The sequence below is a fragment of the Rhizobium sp. Leaf453 genome (assembly GCF_001425605.1).
GTDB lineage: Bacteria > Pseudomonadota > Alphaproteobacteria > Rhizobiales > Rhizobiaceae > Pararhizobium.
Map to the genome: position 1 here is coordinate 62480 of NZ_LMRG01000023.1, position 25142 is coordinate 87621.

Consider the following 25142-nt stretch of genomic DNA (forward strand, 5'->3'; position numbering starts at 1 on the left):
CATGTCGCCCAACCGGCCCATCGCCAAACTCAAGACCGCAACGGCACCGCGCGAGGAAATCGTTATCGCCCGGCAGATGCACCAGGCACTGGTCCTGCACTTCCTCGAAGGCCTGACGCAGGCGCAGATCGCCGACCAGCTCGGTATATCGCAGCCCACCGTCAACCGGCTGATCAAGCGCGGTCGCCAGCTTGGCCTCGTCGAAATCAAGATCAAGTCGCCGGTCGAGCCGCTGGTGGACATGGAAGAGCAGCTTCTGGCGCTGGGCGGCATCAGCCGCGCGGTTGTCGTGCCCACCGTTTCCGATAATCCGCAGACGGCGCTTCAGGCAGTCGGCGAGGCAGCGGCCCGTCTGCTGCTGGAGGAAATTTCCGATGGCGATACGATCTGCATCACCGGCGGCAAGGGTGTCGGCGCTGTTGTCGCCGGCCTGCAACCGCCGCGCCGCTTCGATGTCGAGGTGATCCCGGCCACCGGCTGTGTCCAGGGCAAGCACTATACCGACGTCAATCACGTCTCGACGCTGATGGCGGACCGGCTGGGCGGACGCTCCTACCAGATCCATGCGCCGCTGTTTGCCGACAGCGCCGCCGAGCGCGGCATGCTGATGAACATGCGTTCCGTCGCCGATGTCTTCCAGCGTGCGCGGGATGCGAAAGTGGCGATCGTCGGCATCGGTTCGATCCTGTCGGACGATTCCAGCTATTACGACCTGCATCCGTCATCGAGCACCGACCGTGCCGCGATCGAGCGCTCGGGCGCATCCTGCGAGCTCCTGGCGCATCTGCTCGATGAGCGTGGCCAGGTCTGCGACTACAGCCTCAACCGGTCGCTGGTGTCGCTGACCTTGCCGGAATTCGCGTCGATCCCGATGAAGATCGGCGTGGCGAGCGGCCCGAACAAGGCGAGCCCGATCCTCAGTGTCATCCGTGGCCACCATCTCGATACGCTGGTGACGGACGAGGCGACGGGGGCACGGGTACTGGAACTGGCAGGCGAAGGGAAATGGGCATGAACATTCAGCATCAAGGCGGGCAGCACCAGAGCGGTGAGCAACTCACACGCGAGATCGGCAAATCCGGCGTCCAGGCTTCGGCGGTCGGACTCGGCACCTGGGCGATCGGCGGCTGGATGTGGGGCGGGACCGATGAGGCCGAATCCATCGCCGCGATCCAGGCTTCGCTCGATGCCGGCGTCACGCTGATCGACACCGCGCCGGCCTATGGATTGGGGCGCTCTGAGGAGATCGTCGGCAAGGCGATTGCCGGGCGGCGTGACAAGGCGGTGATCGCAACGAAATGCGGGCTGGTCTGGCACACGCAGAAGGGGCGGCATTTCTTCGATCAGGACGGCAAGCCGGTTCACCGTTATCTCGGCCGAGATGCGATCCTGCATGAGGTCGAGCAGAGCCTGAAGCGGCTCGGCACCGATTACATCGATCTCTACATTACCCATTGGCAGGATCCGACGACACCCGTCGAGGAGACGATGCGGGCGCTGGAAGACCTGCGGACAGCCGGCAAGATTCGCGCGATCGGCGCCAGCAATGTCAGCCGCGCCGATCTCGAGGCCTATATCGAAACGAGTGGTCTCGACGCGATCCAGGAGCGGTTCAGCATGATCGATCGCGAGATCGAAGGGGAATTGCTGCCGCTCACCAAGGCGAACAGCATTGCGACGCTCAGTTATTCGTCGCTGGCGCTTGGATTGCTCTCCGGAACGGTCGGCCCGGATCGCGTCTTTTCCGGCGACGACCAGCGCAAGACCAATCCGCGCTTTTCCGTCGGCAACCGGCAGAAGGCCGCGGCCTTTGCGGAAGCGATCCGGCCGGTGGCGGACAAGCATGGGGCGAGCATCGCGCAGGTGGTCATTGCCTGGACGCTGGCACAGCCCGGCGTGACCTTTGCGCTGTGCGGTGCGCGCAATCCGGCCCAGGCGCTCGACAATGCGCGGGCGGGGACGATCAGACTGGATGCGGCCGAGCTTTCGGCCATCGATGCGGCCATAGCGGCAAAACTGACCGATATGGACAGGTAGCGGATCACCAAGATGAAACGTGAAGAGATATTGAACGGGCTCCGCGAAGGCCCGAAGGTGGACGTGTGCGTCATCGGCGGCGGCATCAACGGCATCAGCGTCTTTCGGGAACTGGCGCTTCAGGGGCTGAGCGTGCTGCTGGTCGAGAAACACGACTATTGCTCCGGCGCGAGTTCCGCCCTGTCGCGCATGGTCCATGGCGGCCTGCGTTATCTGGAAAACGGCGAGTTCAGCCTGGTGAAGGAATCGCTTGTCGAGCGCGACCGGCTGTTGCGCAACGCTCCACACTATGTCGCGCCGCTACCGACGACGGTGCCGGTATTCGATATCTTCTCCGGTCTCGGTAATGGCATTGTCCGGTTCCTGGGGCTAAGCCGCCGGCCGAGCCGGCGCGGCGCAATCGCCATCAAGGCGGGGCTCGGCATCTATGATTTCCTCACGCGCAAGCGTGCCCTTATGCCCCGTCATCAGTTTCGCGGCCGGCGCACGACGCTGGAAAAATGGCCGGCGCTCAATCCGGGTATCAAAAGTTCCGCCACCTATTTCGACGCCTGGGTCAGCCATCCGGAGAGATTGGGGATCGAACTGTTGCAGGACGGTATCGCCTCGAACGGTGCGGCGCTCGCCCTGAATTATACGGAACTGCGACGGGAAGCCGGCGGCGGTTATGTGCTGGAGGATCGGATTGGTGGTGCATCTCTTGTTATTCAGCCCGGCCTGATCATCAACGCCACCGGCGGCTGGATCGACTTGGCCAATGAGACGCTGTTTTCGCCACAAACGCGACCGGCACCGCTGATGGGGGGCACCAAGGGGTCGCATCTGATCGTCGACAACGCCCAGCTTTACGACGCGCTGGCCGGCCACATGATCTATTACGAGAACGAGGATGGGCGCATCTGCATCCTCTTTCCCTATCTCGGTAAAGTGCTGATCGGCTCAACGGATATTCGCGTCGATGATCCGGAAACCGTGCGCTGCGAGGCGGACGAGCGGGACTATATCCTGCAATCGCTCGCCTTCGTGTTGCCGGATATCGCCATCCGGCGCGAGGAGATTGTTTTCCAGTTTTCCGGCGTGCGGCCGCTGCCGGCCAGCAATGACAGTTTTACCGGCCGTATCCCGCGCGACCATTTCTGCACGGTGCTGGAGCCCGGCGATGGCGGTCCTCCGGTGCTCTGCATGATCGGCGGCAAGTGGACGACGTTTCGGTCTTTCGGCGAAATGGCTGCCGATATGGCGCTGGAGAAGCTCGGCAAGGTGCGTCGCGTGGCGACAACGGAGCGGCCGATCGGTGGCGGGCGAGGATTTCCGGAGAATGCGACCATCTGGCTGTCGCAACTTTCTGCAAGGACAGGCCTTTCCAGCGAGCGCATGGTCGCGCTGTTCTCTCGCTACGGCACGGATGCTGCGGCGGTCACCGACTTCATCGTGGCCGGCGCAGAGACGCCGATGCCGCACCGTGATTACTCGACGCGCGAGTTGCAGTTCTTGATCGAGACCGAAGCCGTCGAACATCTGGACGATCTGTTGTTGCGGCGCACGACGCTCGCCATTTCCGGCGAACTCTCGCTCGACATGGTCGATGCATGCCTCGACGTCCTGGCGCGGGAAAAGCGTTGGACGCCAGCACGATGCGCCAGCGAGCGCATCCGATTTCTCACCCTTTTCAGCGAACGGCACGGTGTCGATGAACCCATGCTGGCCGCACGCAACGAACCAAGGAGCACAGAATGCGACACAACAGCAAAGTCCGGATGAACCGGCTGTTCGGCGGCGGTCGCTGCCTCGACGTGGCGATCGATCATGGCGTCTGCAACGAACCGTCCTTCCTCGACGGGCTGGAGGATATCCAGGCGGTCGTCAACTCGCTGGTTGCTGCCGGTCCGGATGCGATCCAGATGAATTTCGGCCAGGCGGACCTGTTGCAGGATTTGCCCGGCAAGGATAAGCCGGCGCTCGTCATGCGCCTCGACATGGGCAATCCCTATAACCGCATCCGCCACCGCGACATGTGGGCGGTGCTGCAGAATGAGGCGGAGCCGCTGATCGGCGCCTTGCAGATGGACGCGGCCTGCGTCGTCGTCAACCTGTTCATGCTGCCGGATGAGCCGGACCTGTTTCGCCAGTGCGTGGCAAACATATCCCGCGTGCGGGCCGATTGCGACAAGTACGGCATGCCGCTGATGATCGAGCCGCTGGTGATGCAACCGGTGACCGAACGCGGCGGCTACATGGTCGACGGCAATGCCGAGAAGATCGTGACCCTGACGCGGCTTGCGCGCGAGATGGGCGCCGATATCGTCAAGGCCGATCCCACGGACAATCCGGAGGATTTCCACAGGGTCGTGGAGGCAGCGCGATGCCCGGTTCTGGTGCGTGGCGGCGGCAAGGAGGATCTGCGGGCTGTCTTTGACAAGTCGGCGGCCTTGATGCGGCAGGGTGCAATGGGCATGGTCTATGGACGCAATATCTACCAGCATGCCAATCCGGGTGCGGTGGTGCGCGGCCTGAGGGCCATCATTCACGATGATGCGAGCGGCGAGCAGGCCTTCGCACTGTATCAGCAGGGCTAATACCAAGGATGGATGATGGACACCCATAGGATCGGCTCGGTCTTCGTTTCCGGCCAGGAGAGGTTCGCAGCCACGATGCCTTCGCATCGTGCAAGAGCCTCGACGCCGCCGGAGACGAAGAGAAGCCGACCGAAGGTGGCTCATACTGGCCTTTCGGCGGTGTTGCGTCCCTTGACCGATGCGAAGGCATCGCTCTTCGGAACGCGCCTAGCCGAAAGGCCAGTATGAGCCATCCTATGGGTTTCCATCATCGATCCTTGGTATAACTGCGGTTTTCGAACCTTGGGAGGGGTTCTGCATGGGTGATTATCTTCTGGGGCTCGACGCCGGAAATACCGTGATCAAGGCGGTGATTTTCGACAGGGCGGGCAACGAGATCGCGGCGGCTGCACGGGAGGGGCACAGCCGCATGCCGTGCCCCGGTCATGTCGAGCGCGGGCTGGACGAATTGTGGACGAATGCGCGGCAGGTCATCCGCGCCTGCATCGATCAGGCCCGCATCCAGCCGGACGAGATCGCGGCGATCGGCTGCGCCGGGCATGGCAACGGGCTTTATGCGCTGGATCGCGCCGGGAACCCCTTGCTTGGTATCCAGTCGCTCGACACGCGTGCCTCCGGCCTTGTCGAGGAATGGCGGGCGTCCGGGGTCGGCGAACGGACCTATCCGATCGCGAGGCAGCGTCCCTGGCCGTCGCAGACGCCGACGCTGCTCGCCTGGCTGAAGCGTCACCGGGCGGACCTGTTCAATCGCATCGGCACGGTGTTCTTTTCCAAGGATTTCGTCGTCAACCGCCTGACCGGCGGCCGCGTCAGCGAGGTGTCGGACATGTCCGGCGCCGGCTTGCTCGATCTCGCCGCGCGTCGCTATGACAAGGCTCTGATGGACGCCTATGGCCTTGGCGATTGCATGGACCTGTTGCCGGCGCTCATCGAAAGCGCGGATATCGCTGGAATGGTAACGGAAGAGGTTGCGAGGGAAACGGGGCTTGCGGCCGGCACGCCTGTCGTCGGTGGCCTGTTCGATGTCGTGGCATCGGCACTCGGCTCGGGCGTGTCGCGCACCGGCAGCGCCTCGATCATCGCCGGGACCTGGAGCATCAACCAGGTCATCATTGATGGCCCCAATCTCGACGGGCCGGTGTTCATGTCCTCGACCTTCGACCGGTCCCGCTATATGGCGATGGAAAACAGCGCCACCTCGGCGGCCAATCTCGAATGGCTGGTGAGGGAGTTCTTCGAGGGAGAGCATGAGGAGGGTGTCTCGCCATTCGATGCCTGCTGCGCACTGGCAGGCGCGATTGAACCGGCACCGGACGATCCACTCTATCATCCCTATCTCTATGGGTCCCAACAGGACGGCCGTGCCCGCGCCGGCTTTTATGGGATTGCCGGCTGGCATACGAAGGGACATCTGGTGCGCGCGCTTCTCGAAGGCGTGGCCTTCGGTCATCGCGCGCATATCGAGACGATGCGCGGGGCGGGGGCCACTTTCAGCGAAGCCGTTCTGTCGGGCGGCGGGTCGCGTAGCCTGATCTGGCCGCAGATTTTTGCCGATGTGCTCGGGGTGCCGGTGACGGTGGCGCGCTCGCGCGAGACGGGGGCACTCGGGGCAGCCATTGCGGCCGGCACAGGTGTCGGAATTTTCAAGGATTTCATTGATGGAGCGGCGGCGATGGTGCGGACGGAGCGGCATTATCGTCCGAATGTCGCGCTTGAGGGCCATTATGCGCGGCGTTACGCTCTTTACCGGGATATCGCTGAAGTGATGGCGCCGCTGTGGCGTCGTCTGACGGCAGTCGAGCCGACCGTATCGGGAGTGGCGGCGTGAATATGCATGTGAATGACCAGGCGATCGACTCAGGCAGCTACGATTTCATCATCGTTGGGGCAGGTTCGGCGGGGTGCGTTTTGGCGAACCGTCTGTCGGCCGATCCGAGGACGCGCGTGCTTCTTCTCGAGGCGGGCGGCAGCGACCGGTATCACTGGGTGCATGTGCCGATCGGCTATCTCTACTGCATGGGCAATCCGCGCACCGACTGGATGATGAAGACGGCGGCGGAGGCGGGCCTGAACGGCCGCTCGCTCAACTATCCGCGCGGCAAGGTTTTGGGCGGATGTTCGTCGATTAACGGCATGATCTACATGCGCGGGCAGGCGGCCGACTATGACGGCTGGCGGCAGGCGGGCAATACCGGCTGGGGCTGGGATGACGTGCTTCCCTATTTCCTCAAATCCGAGGACAATTATCGTGGCAAGTCGGACATGCACGGTGCGGGCGGCGAATGGCGCGTGGAGCGTCAGCGCCTGTCCTGGCCGATCCTCGATGCTTTCCGCGATGCGGCTGAAGAACTCGGCATTCCGAAAACCGACGATTTCAATGATGGCGACAACGAGGGCTCGGGCTATTTCGAGGTCAACCAACGGGGTGGCTTGCGCTGGAACACCACCAAGGCATTCCTGCGCCCGGCGATGAAGCGGCCGAATCTGCACGTTCTCACCGGCGCCGAAACGGAGCGGCTGGTGTTCGATGGCAAGGTTGCGACCGGCGTCCGGTTCCGGCTGAACGGTCAGGCGCAAGTCGCCCGAGCTAGGTGCGAGGTCATCCTTTCCGCCGGGGCGATCAACTCGCCGAAAATTCTGGAGCTTTCAGGAGTCGGGCGGCCGGAGGTGTTGTCGGAAGCCGGGATCGACGTGACCCATGCTCTGCCGGGTGTTGGCGAGAACTTGCAGGATCATCTACAGATCCGCACCGTCTTCCGCATCGAAGGGGCAAAAACGCTGAACCAGCTCTATCACAACCTGTTCACCCGGGCGGGCATGGGGCTCGAATATATGCTGCGTCGCTCAGGCCCCTTGTCGATGGCGCCGAGCCAGCTCGGCATTTTCGCCAAGAGCGATCCGGCCGTGGCGACCGCCGATCTGGAATATCACGTGCAGCCGCTGAGCACCGACCGGCTCGGTGAGCCCCTTCACAAATATCCTGCGGTCACGGTTTCGGTTTGTAATCTCAGGCCGGAAAGCCGGGGAACGGTGCACGTGGCCACACCTGATGTTTCCGCGCCGCCGCAGATCCGGCCGAATTATCTTTCGACGGCAGGGGACCGGATCGTTGCGACGAAGTCGGTGCGTCATGCGCGACGGCTGATGCAGGCCGATGCTATCCGCCGATATCGGCCGCAGGAGATGTTGCCGGGAACGGAATTCCAGAGCGACGAGGACCTGATCCGCCGGGTCGGCGATATCGCTACGACGATCTTTCACCCGGTCGGGACGTGCAAGATGGGTCAGGACAGTGCGGCGGTGGTCGATCCGCAATTGCGAGTCCACGGTCTTTCGAATCTGCGGGTGGTGGACGCCTCGATCATGCCTTCGATTGTTTCGGGCAACACCAATTCGCCGGTCATCATGATTGCGGAAAGGGCGGCCGATCTGATTACCGGGCGCGCTTAGCTCGATCTGGCCGGTGAAATATCGAATCATTCACCAGTGACGAACTCGTCATGGAAGCGCCCCGTGCGATGATGCACGCTTGGGTTGCGCCCTGTGAACCTGTATAAACCCTGATGTTTATTTTGATTCAAAGAGGGCAAGGGAGAACATGGTTACTTTTCTGTATCGAAAGCGCTTATGGTTAGCATGCTGTTAAGACTAAATTAGAAATTCCGGCCTAAACCTTGTGATAAGGCTTCTGCCGAAAGACCAAGGCGCTGGATGTGCCGGATCGGATTTCGAAGAAGCTGCTGCGGCGGATGTGCCGCAAACACAGGTTGGGGACCGGGGCCGTTGCTCCGGACGCATGACGATCTCCCTTCGCCTTGGCTATTGCCAGCCATGTTCCTCGTAAAATTTCGTGTCCGAAGGACACCCGAATGGTCGATGCCGATGGAGGTTTCGACCAGTGCGGTTGAATGCCGTCAGGAGGCGCAGGATGCGCCCCAGGATGCCGGTGAAAGCTCAGGGGAGCCTTCACGTGGCCGATGACGGGGGAATTTGATCTGCAATCCGGTTAACGCCAAAGGTATCATCCAATGACTTCGATCATCTCTTCTTTTTCCGTGAACCAGATTAAGTCGCTCTCGGCCGCGACCATCACCTCGCTGAGTGCTGATGACGTCGCCGCGATGAGCACCGCGCAGGTCAAGGTTCTCAGTGCAACCCAGATCGCGGCTCTGGAAGCCGAAGATATCGAGGCGCTGAGCACCGACCAGATCGGCGCCATTTCCGCCGCTTCCATGAAGGGTTTGTCCCTCGATCACATTGCGGCACTCGACAGTGCGAAGATCGCCGGTCTGGCCGCAACCCAGGTTGCAGCCCTCACCACAACCCAGATCGGTGCCCTGACGACGGATCAGGTCGGTGACCTTACCGGCACCCAGATCGCCGCCATGACCGCCGCGCAGCTTGGCGCCCTTGGTGCAGATGACATCGCAGAATTCTCCGCTGCCGAAGTCGGTGCGATCAGCCTGACGGGTATCGCCGGACTGACAACCGCCGTCATTGCCGCTCTCGACACCGATCAGCTGGGTGCGCTGAGCAAGACGCAGATGGCCGCTCTGAAGGCCACGCAGATCGCAGCCTTTACAACGGACCAGATCGAAGACCTGACGACGGACCAGATCGGCGCCCTGACCTCGACCCAGGTTGCGGCCCTGACGACCGGACAGCTTGGCGCCATGAGCGAAGCCCAGATCACCGCGATCAGCGCCAAGGCGATCCCGGGTCTGACGGTTGCCCAGATGGGCGCGTTGACGACTGATCAGGTTGCCGCATTCAGCACGACGCAGCTTGCAGCGCTCAGCGCCGCCCAGGTTGGCGCGCTCGGCGCTGACGATATCGAAGAGCTTTCCGCGGCTGGTGTTGGCGCCCTCAGCGTCACAGCCATCGGTGGGATGAGCACGGCGGCTGTCGCGGCCGCGGCCCTGACGACGGACCAGATCGAAGACCTCTCGACCGACCAGATCGGTGCGCTGACCTCGACGCAGGTTGCTGCCCTCACGACCGGTCAGATCGGTGCCATGAGCGAAGCTCAGATTACTGCCATCAGCGCCAAGGGTGTTGTTGGCCTGACCGTCGCACAGGTTGGTGCCTTGACGACTGATCAGGTTGGCGCGCTCAGCACGACCCAGCTTGCAGCCTTCAGTGCTGCCCAGGCCGGTGCCCTCGGTGCCGACGATATCGAAGAACTCTCCGCAGCCGGTGTTGGCGCCCTGAGCGTTGCAGCCATTGGCGGCCTCTCGACCGCTGCCGTTGCAGCTCTSAGCACCGACCAGCTCGGTGGTGTCAGCAAGGCMCAGATCGCCGGCCTGAAGGCCACGCAGATCGCRGCYCTGACGACGGACCAGATCGAAGACCTCTCGACCGACCAGATCGGTGCCCTGACCTCAACCCAGGTTGCGGCTCTCACCACCGGCCAGATCGGTGCCATGAGCGAAGCGCAGGTTACCGCCATCAGCGGCAAGGGTGTCGCCGGTCTGACGGTTGCCCAGATGGGCGCGCTGACGAGCGATCAGGTTGCCGCCCTGAGCAACACGCAGCTTGCAGCGCTGAGCGCCGCCCAGGTCGGTGCTCTCGGTGCCGACGACATTGAAGAACTCTCCGCAGCCGGCGTCGGCGCTCTGAGCATCACAGCCATCGGCGGCATGAGCACTGCGGCTGTGGCGGCTCTGAGCACCGATCAGCTCGGTGGAATCAGCAAGGCACAGTTTGCGGCGCTTAAGGCGACCCAGATCGCAGCGCTGACGACGGACCAGATCGAAGACCTCTCGACCGACCAGATCGGTGCCTTGACCTCGACGCAGGTTGCTGCCCTGACAACCGGCCAGATCGGTGCCATGAGTGAAGCCCAGATCACGGCCATCAGCGCGAAGGCCGTTGTTGGCCTGACGGTTGCCCAGATGGGTGCGCTCAGCACGGATCAGGTCGCTGCACTCAGCACGACGCAACTGGCAGCGCTCAGCGCCGCCCAGGTTGGTGCGCTCGGCGCTGACGATATCGAAGAGCTTTCCGCGGCTGGTGTTGGCGCCCTCAGCGTCACAGCCATCGGTGGGATGAGCACGGCGGCTGTCGCGGCCGCCGGCCTGAAGGCGACGCAGATCGCGGCCCTGACGACGGACCAGATCGAAGATCTTTCGACCGACCAGATCGGTGCGCTCACCTCGACCCAGGTTGCTGCTCTGACGACCGGTCAGATCGGTGCCATGAGCGAAGCCCAGATCACGGCCATCAGCGCCAAGGGTGTTGTTGGCCTGACCGTCGCACAGGTCGGTGCCTTGACCACGGATCAGGTCGGCGCACTTAGCACGACGCAGCTTGCAGCGCTCAGCGCCACACAGGTTGGTGCGCTCGGTGCCGACGATATCGAAGAACTTTCTGCAGCCGGTGTTGGCGCTCTCAGCGTCGCGGCCATTGGCGGCCTCTCGACCGCTGCCGTTGCTGCCCTCAGCACCGACCAGCTCGGCGGCATCAGCAAGGCGCAGATCGCTGGCCTGAAGGCGACCCAGATCGCAGCTCTGACGACGGACCAGATCGAAGACCTCTCGACCGACCAGATCGGCGCCCTGACCTCAACCCAGGTCGCAGCCCTCACCACCGGCCAGATCGGTGCCATGAGCGAAGCGCAGGTTACCGCCATCAGCGGCAAGGGTGTCGCCGGTCTGACGGTTGCCCAGATGGGTGCGCTGACGACCGACCAGGTCGGTGCGCTCAGCACGACGCAGCTGGCAGCGCTCAGCGCCGCCCAGGTTGGTGCACTCGGTGCAGACGATATCGAAGAACTCTCCGCAGCCGGCGTCGGCGCCCTCAGCGTCGCAGCCATCGGTGGCATGAGCACGGCGGCTGTTGCTGCCCTGAGCACCGACCAGCTCGGTGGTATCAGCAAGGCACAGTTTGCCGCGCTGAAGGCGACGCAGATCGCGGCCCTCACGACGGACCAGATCGAAGACCTGTCGACCGACCAGATCGGTGCCTTGACCGCCGTTCAGGTTGCAGCCCTCACCACGGGCCAGATCGGTGCACTGAGCGAAGCACAGGTTACCGCCATCAGCGCCAAGGGTGTGACCGGCCTGACGGCAGCTCAGATCGGCGCAATGACAACGGACCAGATCGAGGCCCTCAGCAACACGCAGACCGGCGCTCTTTCGGCAACGCAGATCGGCGCGCTCGGTGCCGACGATATCGAGGAGTTCTCGGCAGCTGAAATCGGTGCCATCGGTATCGGCGCCATTGGTGGGTTGTCCACGGCGGCTGTCGCTGCCCTGAGCACAGACCAGCTTGGTGCCATCAGCAAGGCGCAGATCGTCGCCCTGAAGGCCACCCAGATCGCAGCGCTGACGACCGACCAGATCGAGGACCTGACGACCGACCAGATCGGTGCCCTGACCTCGACCCAGGTTGCGGCTCTGACGACCGACCAGATCGGTGCGCTGAGCGAAGCGCAGGTTGCTGCCATCAGCGCCAAGGCTGTCACGGGTCTCACCGCCGCCCAGATCGGCGCGATGACCACGGATCAGGTCGAGGCTCTGGGTGGCACGCAGACCGCTGCCCTCTCGGCAACGCAGGTTGGCGCTCTCGGCGCTGATGACATCGCCGAGTTCTCGGACGCGGAAATCGCTGCCATCACCGTCGGCGCCATCGGTGGCCTGTCCACCGCGGCTGTCGCAGCCCTCAGCACCGAACAGCTGGCGGCCGTAACGAAGGCGCAGATTGCCGCCCTGAAGGCTACGCAGATCGCAGCCCTGACGACGGACCAGATCGAAGACCTCTCGACCGACCAGATCGGCGCCCTGACCTCGACGCAGGTCGCCGCCCTGACGACCGGCCAGATCGGCGCCATGAGCGAAGCTCAGATCACGGCCATCAGCGCCAAGGGTGTTGTCGGCCTGACTGTCGCCCAGATGGGGGCTCTGACCACCGATCAGGTCGGTGCGCTCAGCACGACGCAGCTCGCGGCGCTCAGCGCCACACAGGTTGGCGCGCTCGGTGCCGATGACATCGAAGAACTCTCCGCAGCCGGCGTCGGCGCTCTGAGCGTCACAGCCATTGGCGGCATGACAACGGCTGCCGTTGCCGCGCTGAGCACCGATCAGATCGGCGGCATCAGCAAGGCGCAGATTGCCGCGCTGAAGGCGACGCAGATCGCGGCCCTGACGACGGATCAGATTGGTGATCTCTCGACCGACCAGGTCGGCGCTTTGACTTCGACCCAGATTGCTGCTCTGCTGACGGCACAGATCGCAGAGCTGAGTGAAGCTCAGGTCACCGCCATCAGTGCCAAGGCCATAACGGGCCTGACTGCTGCCCAAGTTGGTGATCTCAGCACCGATCAGGTTGGTGCCCTCAGCACGACCCAGCTCGCAGCGCTCAGCGCCACACAGGTTGGCGCGCTCGGTGCCGATGACGTCGAAGAACTCTCTGCTGCTGGTGTCGGCGCTCTCAGCGTCGCGGCCATTGGTGGCATGAGCACGGCAGCTGTCGCTGCTCTCAGCACCGACCAACTCGGCGGCATCAGCAAGGCACAGATCGCCGGCCTGAAGGCCACCCAGATCGCAGCCCTGACAACGGACCAGATCGAAGACTTGTCGACCGACCAGATCGGCGCTCTGACCTCGACGCAGGTCGCAGCCCTGACGACGGCACAGATCGGTGCGCTGAGCGAAGCTCAGGTTACCGCTATCAGCGCCAAGGCGATCCCGGGCCTGACGGCAGCGCAGATCACCGCGATGACAGCCGACCAGACGGAAGCCCTCAGCGAAACGCAGGTGGCTGCCCTGACGGCGGTACAGATTGCGGCGATGGAGACGGAAGATCTGGATGGTTTCTCGACCACCGACATCGCCGCCATCAGCACGACCGGCCTTGCAGGACTGTCGGCCGATGACATCGGCAATCTGAGTGAAGACCAGCTCGAATCCTTCACCGAGAAGCAGCTGCAGGCCATGAACGACGCCCAGGTCGCGGCTGTTATCGCAGCCTACATGGAGCCGTAACAGCGAACGGCGCGGTCCCGGCCGCGCCGTCCTCGGCTGTACGAGTTCGAACATCTCAGAATTGTGCGGTCAGTTCAGCAACGGATGACATATCCGGCGCACCCGGGCGCAAATCACCTTGTCGGATCGCCGCCTTGGAAAAGGCAACGATCCAGATGTCTGAAACGACATGAGCGGCGGAATGGCTGATATCCATTCCGCCGCTGCTGTTTTTCAAAGTGTCAGACGCCTCCGGCCCAGAGCGCGCCGCGCTCGAAGATGGTGCGCATCTGCGGCACGTCGAACTCGTCGGCGGTGTGGCCCAAGGCACTGTAGAACACGCGCCCCTTGCCGAAACGCCGCTTCCAGACGACGGGCATCATGACGCCGTCGATGAAGTCGAGATGTTCACCGGTGAAGGTGGTGGTCGCCAGCACTTCATTGCTGGGATCGACGTGCATGTAATATTGCTCGGAGCGATAGGCGAAGCTGCCGATGCCGGCGACGATCGGATCGGTTTCCGACGTGATATCGATCCGGTAATCGATGATGTTGCCGGGATGCGAAACCCACTGGCCGCCGGTCATGAACTGGTAATCCGGTTCGTTGCGGAAACTGTCGCCCATGGTCCCATGGAAGCCGGCAAGACCGGTACCGCCGCGAACCGCCACCACGAGATTCTCGAGTTCCGGCTTTTCGATCGTCGACATGGTGATCACCGGGACGATCAGGTCCAGTTGCGAAATCTGCGGGTCGGCAAGCACCGAGGTTCCCTGTTCCAGCCGGACATCGAACCCGTGGCCTGTGAGGATGTCCCTGACGATCCCGGCGCTGCGGTCGGGGGTGTGGCCGTCCCAGCCACCCCAGAAGATCAGTGCTGTCTTGCTCATTCTGTCGTTCCTATTCCAGAATTCCAAAGGGCAGGTCGGCGCGCATCGGCGCGGGCCGCGGGCAGCTGTGTTTCAGGTCGATGCGCGTGCCGGTTTCGGCCGAACGGATGATCGATTCCATGATTTCCAGCACATGCAGGGATAGGCTGTGATTGGCCCGGTGTTCGCGCTTGGAGACGATCGCTTGCGCCATGTCGGCAAGGCCAAGGATACGGTAGTTGCCGTCGCCGTAGGAATGGACCTGATCGGCAACCGTCCAGTCGCCCTTGTGTCTGCTGGTGCGGATCTCGCCTTCGAACTGGTTGGGATCTGACACGATCATCGAACCGGCCGTGCCGTAGAGTTCGATGTGATTGTGCTCGTGTTTCCAGACATCGAAGCTGGTAGTGATGGAGATCGCCGCACCGCTCTCGAAATCGAGCAGGCCGGAAATATGTGTGGGAACTTCGACCTGAACCGTCTGGCCCTCGCGCGGACCGGAACCGATGGTACGGGTCGGGTAGGAGGCCTTGGCCTGGCCTGTCACGGATTTCACCGGCCCAAGCGGATTGACGAGGCAGGTGAGGTAATATGGCCCCATGTCGAGCATAGGCCCGCCGCCGGGCTGGTAATAGAAATCGGGATTCGGGTGCCAGAGTTCATGACCGGGAACCTGCATGAAGGCAGCGCCGGCGACGACGGTGCCGATCGTTCCTGCATCGACAATCCTGCGGGCGGTCTGGTGTGATCCGCCGAGGAACGTGTCTGGCGCGCAGCCGACCCGGACGCCTTTCTCGCTTGCGGCCGTCACCAGTCGCTCTGCATCGGCAAGTGTCGTCGCCAGCGGCTTTTCCGAATAGACATGCTTGCCATGCGCTACCGCCTGTAGCCCGACGGGCACATGATGCTGTGGCGTGGTGAGGTTCAGGACGATCTCGATGCGCGGATCGGACAGGAGAGCGTCGATCGTCATCGCAGATACGCTGTAGGCCGATGCTTTTGCTTCTGCCGCCGCCATGTTGATGTCCGCGACCCCGATAATCTCGAGCACGGGAAATTTCGGTGCCGCTTTCAGATAGGCGTCCGAAATATTGCCGCAGCCAATAATGCCAATACCAACTCGTTGCATGATTCCCTCCCTGCATGCGGCGACAGTGATGACGCGCCCCGAATGATTTGTCATCCTTTTCCGGAGACCGTTTTACGTTTGCGTGACGGGTTATTAAGGGTGCAACTGCCGAAAAGTGACTATTCATGATTGTGATTTGAACGCGGCAAGATGGTTGTTTTTTCATCCGTGCAACCACATTCGGTAATTCGGGGAGCTGTGGAGCGAGGCAATCGCTGTGGAGCAGGATCCAACACAATGATCGGGATTCGGTGATTGTTCGATTGCTATACAGTATATTCTGATGAAATATTCAAAATATCTTTATAATACTGAATTCTGTATCATGTGGCATATTTAAATTCGAAAATTCCAGAATTTGAACAGTAAAAAATCAATATTGTCTTGATAATTCAATTATATGATTTATGTAAATCTCGCCTAACGCAATGATTTTTATTGAATTTCCGTTCGGTTAACTATTGCGATTTACCGACGTTTAGAAAATCTCGATTACTGTCTCCGTCATAGTCAAACCATGCGCGCTGCGTTCAGCCGCGCCGGAACACAGGGTGGCGATAGTGCGCATATTGAACAAGCTTCTTGCGGATAGGGCTGGTAATTTCGCCATCATGGGGGCGCTGGCCATCGTTCCTATCCTCGGCTGCGCCGGCATGGCGATCGATTTCACACGCGCGATGGAACTCAAGGCGGAATTGCAGAACGCCGCCGATGCGGCCGTCATCGGCGCGATCTCGGAAAAATCCGCTGGCGTCGGACAGGCGATTAACATGGCGCAGGACGGTCCGATTCCGCTCAGCGAGGCGGAGGCCGAAGCTCTTTTCAAGGCGCAGCGCGAAGCGGCGGGATCTTCGGAAGATCAGCAGAGCGAAGATGAAAACATGAAGGACCAGATCAAGGTCTCCGTTGTCAAGAACGGCAAGGACATCAAGGCCGAACTGTCCTACAAGTCGACGATGAAAACCTCCTTCCTGCGCGCCATCGGAAAGGAAACCATCACCGTTTCCGGAACGGCAACAGCCGTTTACCAGTCGCAGTCGTTCATGGACTTCTACATGCTGCTGGACAACACCCCGTCGATGGGCGTTGCGGCAACGCCGACGGATGTCACCAACATGATCCTGGCAACTGCAAGCGTAAAGGATAGCGGCTCCCGGAACTGCGCGTTCGCCTGTCATATCGTCTCTGAAAAGGGTGTGATCGACACGACAAGCAATTATTTCGTTGCCCGCAACAAGGGAATTACCATTCGCATCGACGTGGTTGCCAAGGCCGTGGCGGCGTTGACGATGGAAGCAGAGCGCACCCAGAGCTATTCCAACCAGTTTCGCATGGCGGCTTATACGTTCGGCGAAACCGCACAGGACGTGAAACTTCTGAAAGTCGCGGCACTGACCGCTGACCTGACCAAGGTGAAGGCCGGCACCAAGGACATCAAGCTGATGAGCATCCCCTACCAGGGATACAACAACGACCAGCAGACCAGCTTCGACAACGCCATGACGAAGATCAACGCTGAAATCGACACGCCTGGCAACGGCGCCAGTTCCACCAGCCCGGAAAAGATTGTCTTTTTCGTCGCCGACGGTGTCGGCGACAGCAACAAGCCGAAGGGCTGCACGCAGAAGCTCAGCGGCAGCACGCGTTGCCAGGAGCCGATCGATCCGACCTACTGCACCACGCTGAAGAACCGCGGTATCAAGATCGCGGTGCTCTACACCACCTATCTGCCATTGCCGAACAACAGCTGGTACAACACCTGGATCAAGCCGTTCCAGGCGACGATCGGCAGCAAGATGCAGGAATGCGCATCGCCGGGCTTCTATTTCGAAGTCAGCCCGACGGAAGGCATCGAGACGGCGATGAAGGCCCTCTTCAACAAGGTGGTTCGCACCCCGCGTCTGGCAAGTTGAGTTCGTCGAGACGCCACTGCCTGTGAATGATCAAGAGCCGCGCGCCGGAAACGACGCGCGGTTCCGTCGTTTCCGGCGCCGACGCGCAGTGTTTTTAAAAGGGTTGCTGCATTGCACACTGTACAATTTCCCTCAGCCGCATTAAGAGATCGCGCATGTATTGGCTGGCGACGTGCCGGCCGCGGGGACTGCGCCTGCCTTCTTCGACCAGGGCGCGCACGACATCCGAATTCCGAAAGATAAGCATATGACAGAGTTAGACGGCATCGCTCCGGCGATCGCTCAGGCGTTGAGCAAGCGCGGTTATTCAGAGTTGACGCCGGTTCAGAAGGCTGTTCTCGGGCCGGAACTCGAGGGCAGGGACGCGCTGGTTTCGGCGCAGACCGGATCCGGCAAGACTGTCGCTTTCGGTCTCGCGCTGGCATCGACCCTGCTTGAGGGCAAGGATCGCTTCGGTGCGGTCGGCGCGCCGCTGGCGCTTGCTGTCGCACCGACCCGCGAACTGGCGCTGCAGGTCAAGCGCGAGCTGGAATGGCTCTATGAACTGACCGGCGCGACCGTTGCCTCCTGCGTCGGCGGCATGGACATGCGTAGTGAACGGCGCGCGCTCGATCGCGGCGCCCATATCGTCGTTGGAACCCCGGGCCGTCTTTGCGACCATATCCGCCGCAGCGGCCTCGACATGTCGGCTCTGAAGGCCGTCGTGCTTGACGAAGCCGATGAGATGCTGGACCTCGGTTTCCGTGAAGATCTCGAGTTCATTCTCGAGGAAGCGCCATCCGAGCGGCGCACCCTGATGTTCTCGGCGACCGTGCCGCGTTCGATCGCCAACCTGGCCAAGAGCTACCAGCGCGATGCCGTGCGCATCACCACGCAAGCCGAACAGAAGCAGCATCTCGATATCGAATACCGGGCTCTGACCGTTGCCCCGGCCGACCGCGAAAACGCGATCATCAATGTTTTGCGCTTCTACGAGGCGAAGAATGCGCTGGTATTCTGCTCAACCAGAGCGGCCGTCAATCACCTGACCGCGCGCTTCAACAACCGCGGTTTCTCGGTCGTCGCCATGTCCGGCGAACTCAGCCAGAACGAGCGGACGCATGCGCTGCAGGCCATGCGTGACGGTCGTGCCCGGGTTTGCATTGCCACCGACGTCGCCGCGCGCGGCATCGATCTGCCGGGACTTGAACTGGTGATCCATGCCGACCTGCCGACCAATCCGGAAACCCTCCTGCACCGCAGCGGCCGTACGGGTCGCGCCGGGCGCAAGGGCGTCAGCGCGCTGATCGTGCCTAACAGCGCCCGCCGCAAGGCCGAACGCCTGCTGCGCGACGCCAACATCAATGCCGACTGGGCACGTCCGCCGTCGGCCGATGACGTCAATCGCCGCGACGATGAGCGGGTTCTTGCCGATCCGGCGCTGACCGACCCGATCACGGCCGATGAAGCAGACTTCATCCGCGAACTCCTGGAAAAACATGGCCCCGAACAGGTGGCCGCCGCTTTCCTTCGTCAGGTGCGCGCCGGGCGCTCGGCGCCGGAAGACCTGATGGATACGCCGGCCTACACGCCATCGGGCGAGCGCGCTCCCCGTGGCGACCGTCGGGAGCGTGGCGAACCGCGTGCGCCGCGTGGTGATTTCGGCGATAGCGTCTGGTTCTCGCTGTCGGCTGGCCGCAAGCAGAATGTCGAGCCGCGCTGGCTGATCCCGATGCTCTGCCGCATCGGTAAGATCACCAAGCAGGAAATCGGCGCGATCAAGATGCAGACCGAGGAAACCTATGTCGAGATCGCCCGCGAATGGTCCGATCGTTTCGTCGAGGCTGTCGGCCCGAAGCGGGCGCTCGAAAAGGGCATCGTCGTGACCCAGTTGGATGGCGCGCCGGACCTTTCCGGCCCGCGTGGTGGCTTTGCCGGCAAGAAGCCGTATCCTGCCAAGCAGGGTGACTGGAAGGGCGAGGGCAAGCCGAAGCGCAAGTTCGAAGGCAAGCCAGATTTTGCCGGCGCCGACAACCGTTCGGCGGAAAAGGCGGATGGAAAGCCTTGGACGAAGAAGGGCAAGCCGGGCTTCGACAAGCCGAAGTTTGACAAGCCGAAGTTCGACAAGGGCGGCGCCGAGGGAACGAAGCGCAAGCCGTTCAAGAACAAGGCGAATTGAGAAAACAGCTGATGTGTAGGTCGGATTCGGTGGACGGGTCCGATCTACAGTAACTCAGACAGTTTGGGGACATGGAGGGTTCAGCGATATTTCTCGCCGAGTGCGGAGAGGTCAGCCCTAATCCTTCGATACTTCAAACGATAATCAGTCAAAACGGGCTGCAAAATCCATAATCTGATCTGCCGACTGGCTGGGTTTTGCCTGCAAGAGGAAATGCCGCCCGTCAATTTTCAAGATCTCGCAGGCAGCACGTCCAAAATCCAGCGACATTTCCGGCGGTACCAGTCGATCCTGCGTTGCCTGAAGATAGATGCTGGGAAGCGACAATCGGCGCAGTTGCTCGACTGCATCGGCGTTAAGAGCTTCTCTCAGCCTTCCCGCAATCGTTTTCGCGGGAACCAGCTTCATCGCCCGCCTGAATTTTTCGGTGAAATCTCTCCTTGACCATCGGCCCATGAGGAGCGGCTGTGCCACCCCCGTCAGAAGACGGGACTTGATCGGCATGATCTCAACGGTATGGGTCAGGAAGAGAGGCACTCGCACCGACGTCTTTGCAAACGTTGCCACGAAAACGATGCCTTTCAAACCGGCCGTGTCCGCGGAAGCAAGCATGATGGCAAGTGGTCCGGAGAAGGATTCCGCCACGATGATGAAATCGTCCTTCGGCAGGATGTTCTCAAGCCAAGCCTGAAGATCCATGTAGCGGTGGAGTTCCGGCGGGTATTGGACGACTGAAACAGAGTGTCTCGATGTAAGGATGTCCTCGACGTCCGACGGGAGTTCTCCGGTTCCATCCAAGCCTGGCAGACTGACGATATTCATGGGCGATCAGTAACCTGTAACCCTTGCTGCGGCCAGTCTTTATACGCACCCGGCATGTAACGGCGGGCATCACTTCATCGAAACTCAAGCGTTCTTGCGCCCAAAGAGGCAGAAGGAAACCCAAAAGCAACCTTTACTGCGCATATTCGTGCCATTTAGCATCGACATCATGTCGGTGGCAAGCAGCGGGTATCCGGGCATGGCGTCATCTTCAGTTGCGGTGCGAACTCAACCGGATAAAGCCCGAACGGAGCGTGCGCACAGGAAGCAGGCTTCGGCGCGTTTCGAGCATCTGCAGGAACTGTTCGACAAGTCGTTCAAGGCGGCGCGGGTCGGTATCTGGGAATGCAGCCTGCCGGATCAGACACTGACCTGGACGGATACAGTCTACGAACTTTTCGACCTTGCCCCGCAATGCCCCTTGAATCGGGACGACATCGTCGCGCTCTATACGCCAGAATCGCGCAAGAAGCTTTCCGAGGTTCGCAGCGCCGTGATCCGGGACGGGGAGGGCTTTACGCTCGACGCCGAGATCGTGACGGCGAAAGGCGTTCCGCGGTGGATCAGGATTACCGCAATCGTCGAACGGGTGGGCGGCGAACCCTTCCGCATTTTCGGGATGAAGCAGGACATCACCGCCGAGAAGACGATGTTCGACCATATCAGCCGGTTGATGGAAACCGACGCGCTGACCGGCCTTGCCAGCCGCGCGAAATTCGAAGTCACCTACAATCAGATTTGCGGCAAGGCATCCGGACAGGCGCATACCCTCCTTCTTGTCGATCTGGACGGGTTCAAGGCGGTCAACGATACGCTGGGGCACCAGGCGGGTGACGAGTGCCTGAAGGATGCTGCCAGACGGCTCGTTTCCGCCATTCCGGATGCCGTGCTGGTCGCCCGTCTCGGTGGTGACGAATTTGCCGTCATTCACGCCTGTCATTCCCTGACGCATCTTCAGGAAACCGGAAGCCGGATCGTCAAGGCGCTGGAATGCTGGGTCGGTTCCTATCCGAAGAAGCTGAAGATCAGCGCATCCGTCGGCGGAGCGGTGATTGCCGGCGACATGGCGGCAAAAGACATTTTTTCGCGGGCCGATAACGCCTTGTACGCGGTCAAGGCGCATGGCCGAAACGGGTTCAGGCTTTTCAATCCGGAGACGATGGCCGTCAGCGCGGCATAAAGCGCAAAGTCAGCCTCAGGCCGGAACATAAGTCAGGCGGATCACTTCGCCGTCGATCACATCGTTGGCAACCAGACGGAGCGGCGGGCGCGGCCCTGCGAAATAGGGTGTTCCGCGGCCGAGAACGGTGGGGCAGAGATACATCCGGTATTCGTCGATGAGGCCGAGATCGGTCAGGCTCTTCGCCAGCTTTGTCCCGGCGACTTCGATTTCACCGTCGAGCCGGGTTTTCAGGCTGCGCACCTCTGCTTCCAGGTCCTGCCCGAGTATCGTGGTGTTCGGCCCGGCGGTTTTCAACGTGCTTGATGCCACCCATTTCGGTTGTTTGCGCCAGGCTTCGGCGAATTCGCGTTCCGCGTCATCCCACTCTGGATGTTCGTCGTCCCAGTAGCTCATGATCTCGTAGATGCGGCGACCATAGAGGCTACCGGTCTGGCCGCGGGCTTCCTCGATGAAGTGGCGGAAGAGTTTTGCGGTGGGCGTGAACTCCATGTGGTCGACATAGCCGTCGAGCGACATCATCATTCCGAAAACGAGCTTGGCCATGTTCTCATCCTCCCCGGATATTACCGCAATTCCGATTGCGGAATGCAATTGGTTGAGGCTAGATAAACCGATTTCGTTTTGCAATCGGTTTTACATCGCCGTGCAGGAGGTGGATCAAGACTTTAAGGTGGTCAAAATGAGTGGCGGTGCATTGTTTTCTGTACGTTCATGCAACTCATTGATATTCTGATATCAACGATAGGTTTTGATTTTTCGTCGATTATCCGGAGTTCAGAGTGCATGTCGGCAGCAGGGCAGGATCTTCAAGCGAAAAACCCGCCCAGCGTCTGGACGAAGCCGCTTCGGTCCCTGCTCGGGCTTGCGATGGCGGCCCTGCTGATCATCGTCTCCGGTGCGCTGGTGGGGCTCGACTACTGGCGGGCGCGGGATGCGGCCATCGTCGATGCCGAGGCGGACATGCGGGCTTTTGCCGACCGCCTAGTCGATCGATTGGGCATTCTTTCAGGCAGCACGACGGCGCTGGTCGGCTTTACCGCGTCGATCGCCAATTCCATTACCGTCGCGCCGCCGGAGCGGATGAACGACAAGATCAGGCTGTTGCGCGAGATCGTCGTTCAGGCGCCTAATCTCGACGGCATTTACGCCGGCTATCCCGACGGCGCCTTCATTCAGGCGGTGGCGCTGAAGGCACAGGCGTGGCGCAAGGCGCTGGATGCGCCGGATGCGGCGGTGGTGGCGATACGATCGATGCACAGCGACCCCGGGGGCGAGCCGAGCAATCGCCTCATTTTCCTCGACAGGGATGGCAATCAGATTCTGGAGCGGCGTCTTCGTCCCACCGGCTTCAATCCGCGCCGGCGGCCCTGGTATCAGGTGGCGGTGAATGGCACGAAACCGGCGGCGATCGGCCCCTATACGATGGTGACGACGGGTACGCCGGGCATGACGATCTCGCAGGCGCATCGAGTTGATGGCGGTATCGTCATCGGCGCCGATATCGATCTCGCGACGGTTACCGACTTTCTGGCGCGGGAGCGGCTGACGGCCGGAACGATCGCCTTCATCATGGACTCCACCAACAAGCCGATCATCCATTCCGACCGGGCATTGATGGCGCGCATGCTTGCCACGAAGGAAAAGGGGGAGCGGGACGGGGCGCGCGTGTCGAATCCACTTGTGGACGGCATACGTGCCAACCTTCCGAAAGACGATGGCGTCAGCTTCGTCACGGTGGACGGTCGGGTCTATGTGGTGATGGCGACATCGGTGAAATCGGCTCTGCTGCTCGCGGGGCACAGGACGGTGGTCGCGGCACCGCTCGCTGAACTGACCGAGACGGCTCAGCGGAACCTGTTTCAGGGTCTTTCAATTTCGGCTGCGGTGGTTTTTCTTGGATTGCTCAGTGCCCTGTTTCTCGCGCGCGCAATCACCCGATCACTCGGCGAACTCACCGAAAGCGCCAACCGGCTGCAGGATCTGGATTTCGCCGCGCCAAGCGAGGTCAACTCGCATGTCACTGAGATTTCGTCGCTTGGCAGGGCGATGAACCGGGCGCGCGACGCGATCTTCACCTTCGCGCTCTATGTGCCGAAGGAACTGGTGCGCAAGGGCATCGAGTCCGGGCAGTTCGCAGGCCGTGGCGCGCGGCGACAGGAGGTGACGGCCTGGTTCACCGATATCTACGATTTCACCACGATCAGCGAGCAGCATTCACCGGAGGAGGTGGTGGCGCTCCTGTCTGATTACTTCGACATCTTCAACGAGACGGTCAGCGCCCATGGCGGCGAGATCATCCAGTTTCTCGGGGACTCGGTGTTTGCCATGTGGAACGCGCCGACAGCCGACGAGCATCACGCGCTGAATGCCTGTCGGTGCGCGCTCGCGGTCGAGCGGAAACTCGACGTGTTCAATGCGGACCTGAAGGCCCGGGGCCTGCCGGAACTGCGCACCCGGTTCGGTATTCACACCGGCACGGCGGTTGTCGGCAGCGTCGGGGCGAAGGAGCGCCTGCAATATACGGCCATGGGCGATACGGTGAACGTCGCTTCGCGCCTCGAGGGCACGAACAAGGTCTACGGCACAACAATCCTCGCCAGCAGCGCCGTTGTTGCGCAATGCGCTGACCGTATCGTGTTTCGGCCGCTTGGTGAGGCGCAGGTCAAGGGGAGAGCGACGGCGCTGCTGCTCTATGAGGTTATCGGGGAGCGAGAGGAAGCGGTGCAACTTTCTCCATCGACGGAGAAGAGTGAGCTTCTCGGCGCTGTGCGGTCCTGACGATCAATCTTCCGAATAGCGTTGCTCGCGCCAGGGATCGCCGAGCATATGATAGCCGTTCTTTTCCCAGAAACCCGCCTGGTCGCCGACCAGGAATTCGATGCGGCGGAGCCATTTGGCGCTTTTCCAGAAATAGAGATGGGGAATGACGAGGCGCATCGGGCCGCCGTGATCGCGTGTCAGCGGTTCGCTTTCCCAGGCCGTGGCCAGAATGCCGTCCTCTGAGGCGAAATCGGCGAGCGGCAGGTTGGTCGTATAGCCATCATAGCTGGTCAGCAGGACGAAATTGGCTTCCGGTCGCGGCATCACCATATCTAGCAGATCGTGGGTCGAGACGCCCTGCCAGCGGTTGTCATAGCGCGACCATGTCGTCACGCAGTGAATGTCCGACAGCGTGTTGGTCTGCGGCAATTGGTGGAAGGCGTGCCAGTCAAGCTTCACCGGATTTTCGACCGCGCCTACGATCTGCAGGCTCCAGTCCGACACCGAAATCTGCGGCTGCTGGCCGAGATCAAGGACCGGCCAGTTCTTCACCAGATGCTGGCCGGGCGGCAGGCGATCGGTTTCGGCGCGGGTGATCCGGCCGGTGAGGAACTTTCCTTCCTCCGCCCAACGGCGCTTGGAAAGCGTCAGTTTCGTTTCCGGTATCTCGTCGGTCATGATTGGCGCTCGCTGCTGTCGGGATTGGTGCAATGCAGCGAATGTCAGGTTTTA

At 61.5% G+C, this 25142-nt stretch carries 16 protein-coding genes; 11 read left to right on the top strand and 5 right to left on the bottom strand.

Translation table 11 applies throughout. The features are described from left to right. Position 1 precedes the first annotated feature (1 nt). From ASG68_RS18550 to ASG68_RS18580, 7 genes are all read left to right on the top strand, one after another. Complete coding sequence (locus ASG68_RS18550; RefSeq protein WP_062579722.1) at positions 2-1015, top strand: sugar-binding transcriptional regulator; 1014 nt, start codon at positions 2-4, stop codon at positions 1013-1015. Further along, positions 1012-2037, top strand: a complete 1026-nt coding sequence (locus ASG68_RS18555) for an aldo/keto reductase (RefSeq protein WP_062579723.1) — start codon at positions 1012-1014, stop codon at positions 2035-2037. Before ASG68_RS18550 ends, ASG68_RS18555 begins: the two co-directional genes overlap by 4 nt. A gap of 12 nt (positions 2038-2049) precedes the next feature. Next, positions 2050-3798, top strand: coding sequence for a glycerol-3-phosphate dehydrogenase/oxidase (locus ASG68_RS18560; protein WP_062579725.1), 1749 nt, complete (start codon positions 2050-2052; stop codon positions 3796-3798). Then, entirely contained in the window at positions 3771-4613 is an 843-nt protein-coding gene (locus ASG68_RS18565; RefSeq protein ID WP_062579727.1) for a class I fructose-bisphosphate aldolase, read from the top strand. Before ASG68_RS18560 ends, ASG68_RS18565 begins: the two co-directional genes overlap by 28 nt. A gap of 298 nt (positions 4614-4911) precedes the next feature. Beyond that, positions 4912-6441 (top strand): FGGY-family carbohydrate kinase, encoded by a 1530-nt coding sequence (locus ASG68_RS18570; RefSeq protein ID WP_062579728.1) that lies wholly within the window; start codon positions 4912-4914, stop codon positions 6439-6441. Between the two features lie 2 nt (positions 6442-6443). Beyond that, positions 6444-8063, top strand: coding sequence for a GMC family oxidoreductase N-terminal domain-containing protein (locus tag ASG68_RS18575; protein WP_156373918.1), 1620 nt, complete (start codon positions 6444-6446; stop codon positions 8061-8063). 578 nt (positions 8064-8641) lie between these two features. After that, entirely contained in the window at positions 8642-13597 is a 4956-nt protein-coding gene (locus ASG68_RS18580) for a beta strand repeat-containing protein (protein WP_062610042.1), read from the top strand. 221 nt (positions 13598-13818) lie between these two features. On the opposite strand, the gene ASG68_RS18585 is transcribed toward ASG68_RS18580, so the two are convergent. Together ASG68_RS18585 and ASG68_RS18590 are read right to left on the bottom strand one after the other, a co-directional pair. After that, positions 13819-14466 (bottom strand): ThuA domain-containing protein, encoded by a 648-nt coding sequence (locus tag ASG68_RS18585; RefSeq protein ID WP_062579736.1) that lies wholly within the window; start codon positions 14464-14466, stop codon positions 13819-13821. Positions 14467-14476: 10 nt separating this feature from the next. Beyond that, positions 14477-15574 (bottom strand): Gfo/Idh/MocA family protein, encoded by a 1098-nt coding sequence (locus ASG68_RS18590; protein ID WP_062580866.1) that lies wholly within the window; start codon positions 15572-15574, stop codon positions 14477-14479. A 569-nt stretch (positions 15575-16143) separates the two neighbouring features. On the opposite strand from ASG68_RS18590, the gene ASG68_RS18595 reads away from it, so the two are divergent. Next, positions 16144-17487: a TadE/TadG family type IV pilus assembly protein gene (locus ASG68_RS18595; protein ID WP_413814035.1), complete on the top strand. Its 1344-nt coding sequence runs from the start codon at positions 16144-16146 to the stop codon at positions 17485-17487. A 247-nt stretch (positions 17488-17734) separates the two neighbouring features. Then, positions 17735-19645, top strand: a complete 1911-nt coding sequence (locus ASG68_RS18600) for a DEAD/DEAH box helicase (RefSeq protein ID WP_062579741.1) — start codon at positions 17735-17737, stop codon at positions 19643-19645. Between the two features lie 144 nt (positions 19646-19789). Here ASG68_RS18600 and ASG68_RS18605 read toward each other — a convergent pair whose 3' ends face one another. Continuing rightward, a complete protein-coding gene (locus tag ASG68_RS18605) occupies positions 19790-20290 on the bottom strand; it encodes an alpha/beta fold hydrolase (protein WP_156373727.1) in 501 nt (166 codons plus the stop codon). Positions 20291-20666: 376 nt separating this feature from the next. On the opposite strand from ASG68_RS18605, the gene ASG68_RS18610 reads away from it, so the two are divergent. Continuing rightward, positions 20667-21647 carry a sensor domain-containing diguanylate cyclase gene (locus tag ASG68_RS18610; RefSeq protein WP_082478205.1) on the top strand — a complete coding sequence of 327 codons (981 nt, stop codon included), beginning with the start codon at positions 20667-20669 and terminating at the stop codon, positions 21645-21647. Positions 21648-21662: 15 nt separating this feature from the next. Here ASG68_RS18610 and ASG68_RS18615 read toward each other — a convergent pair whose 3' ends face one another. Beyond that, positions 21663-22193, bottom strand: a complete 531-nt coding sequence (locus ASG68_RS18615; protein ID WP_062579745.1) for a dihydrofolate reductase family protein — start codon at positions 22191-22193, stop codon at positions 21663-21665. 240 nt (positions 22194-22433) lie between these two features. Between ASG68_RS18615 and ASG68_RS18620 the strand changes: the two genes are divergently transcribed. Further along, positions 22434-24428, top strand: coding sequence for an adenylate/guanylate cyclase domain-containing protein (locus tag ASG68_RS18620; RefSeq protein ID WP_062579747.1), 1995 nt, complete (start codon positions 22434-22436; stop codon positions 24426-24428). A 3-nt stretch (positions 24429-24431) separates the two neighbouring features. Here ASG68_RS18620 and ASG68_RS18625 read toward each other — a convergent pair whose 3' ends face one another. Continuing rightward, entirely contained in the window at positions 24432-25088 is a 657-nt protein-coding gene (locus ASG68_RS18625; RefSeq protein WP_062579751.1) for a sulfite oxidase-like oxidoreductase, read from the bottom strand. Positions 25089-25142 lie beyond the last annotated feature (54 nt).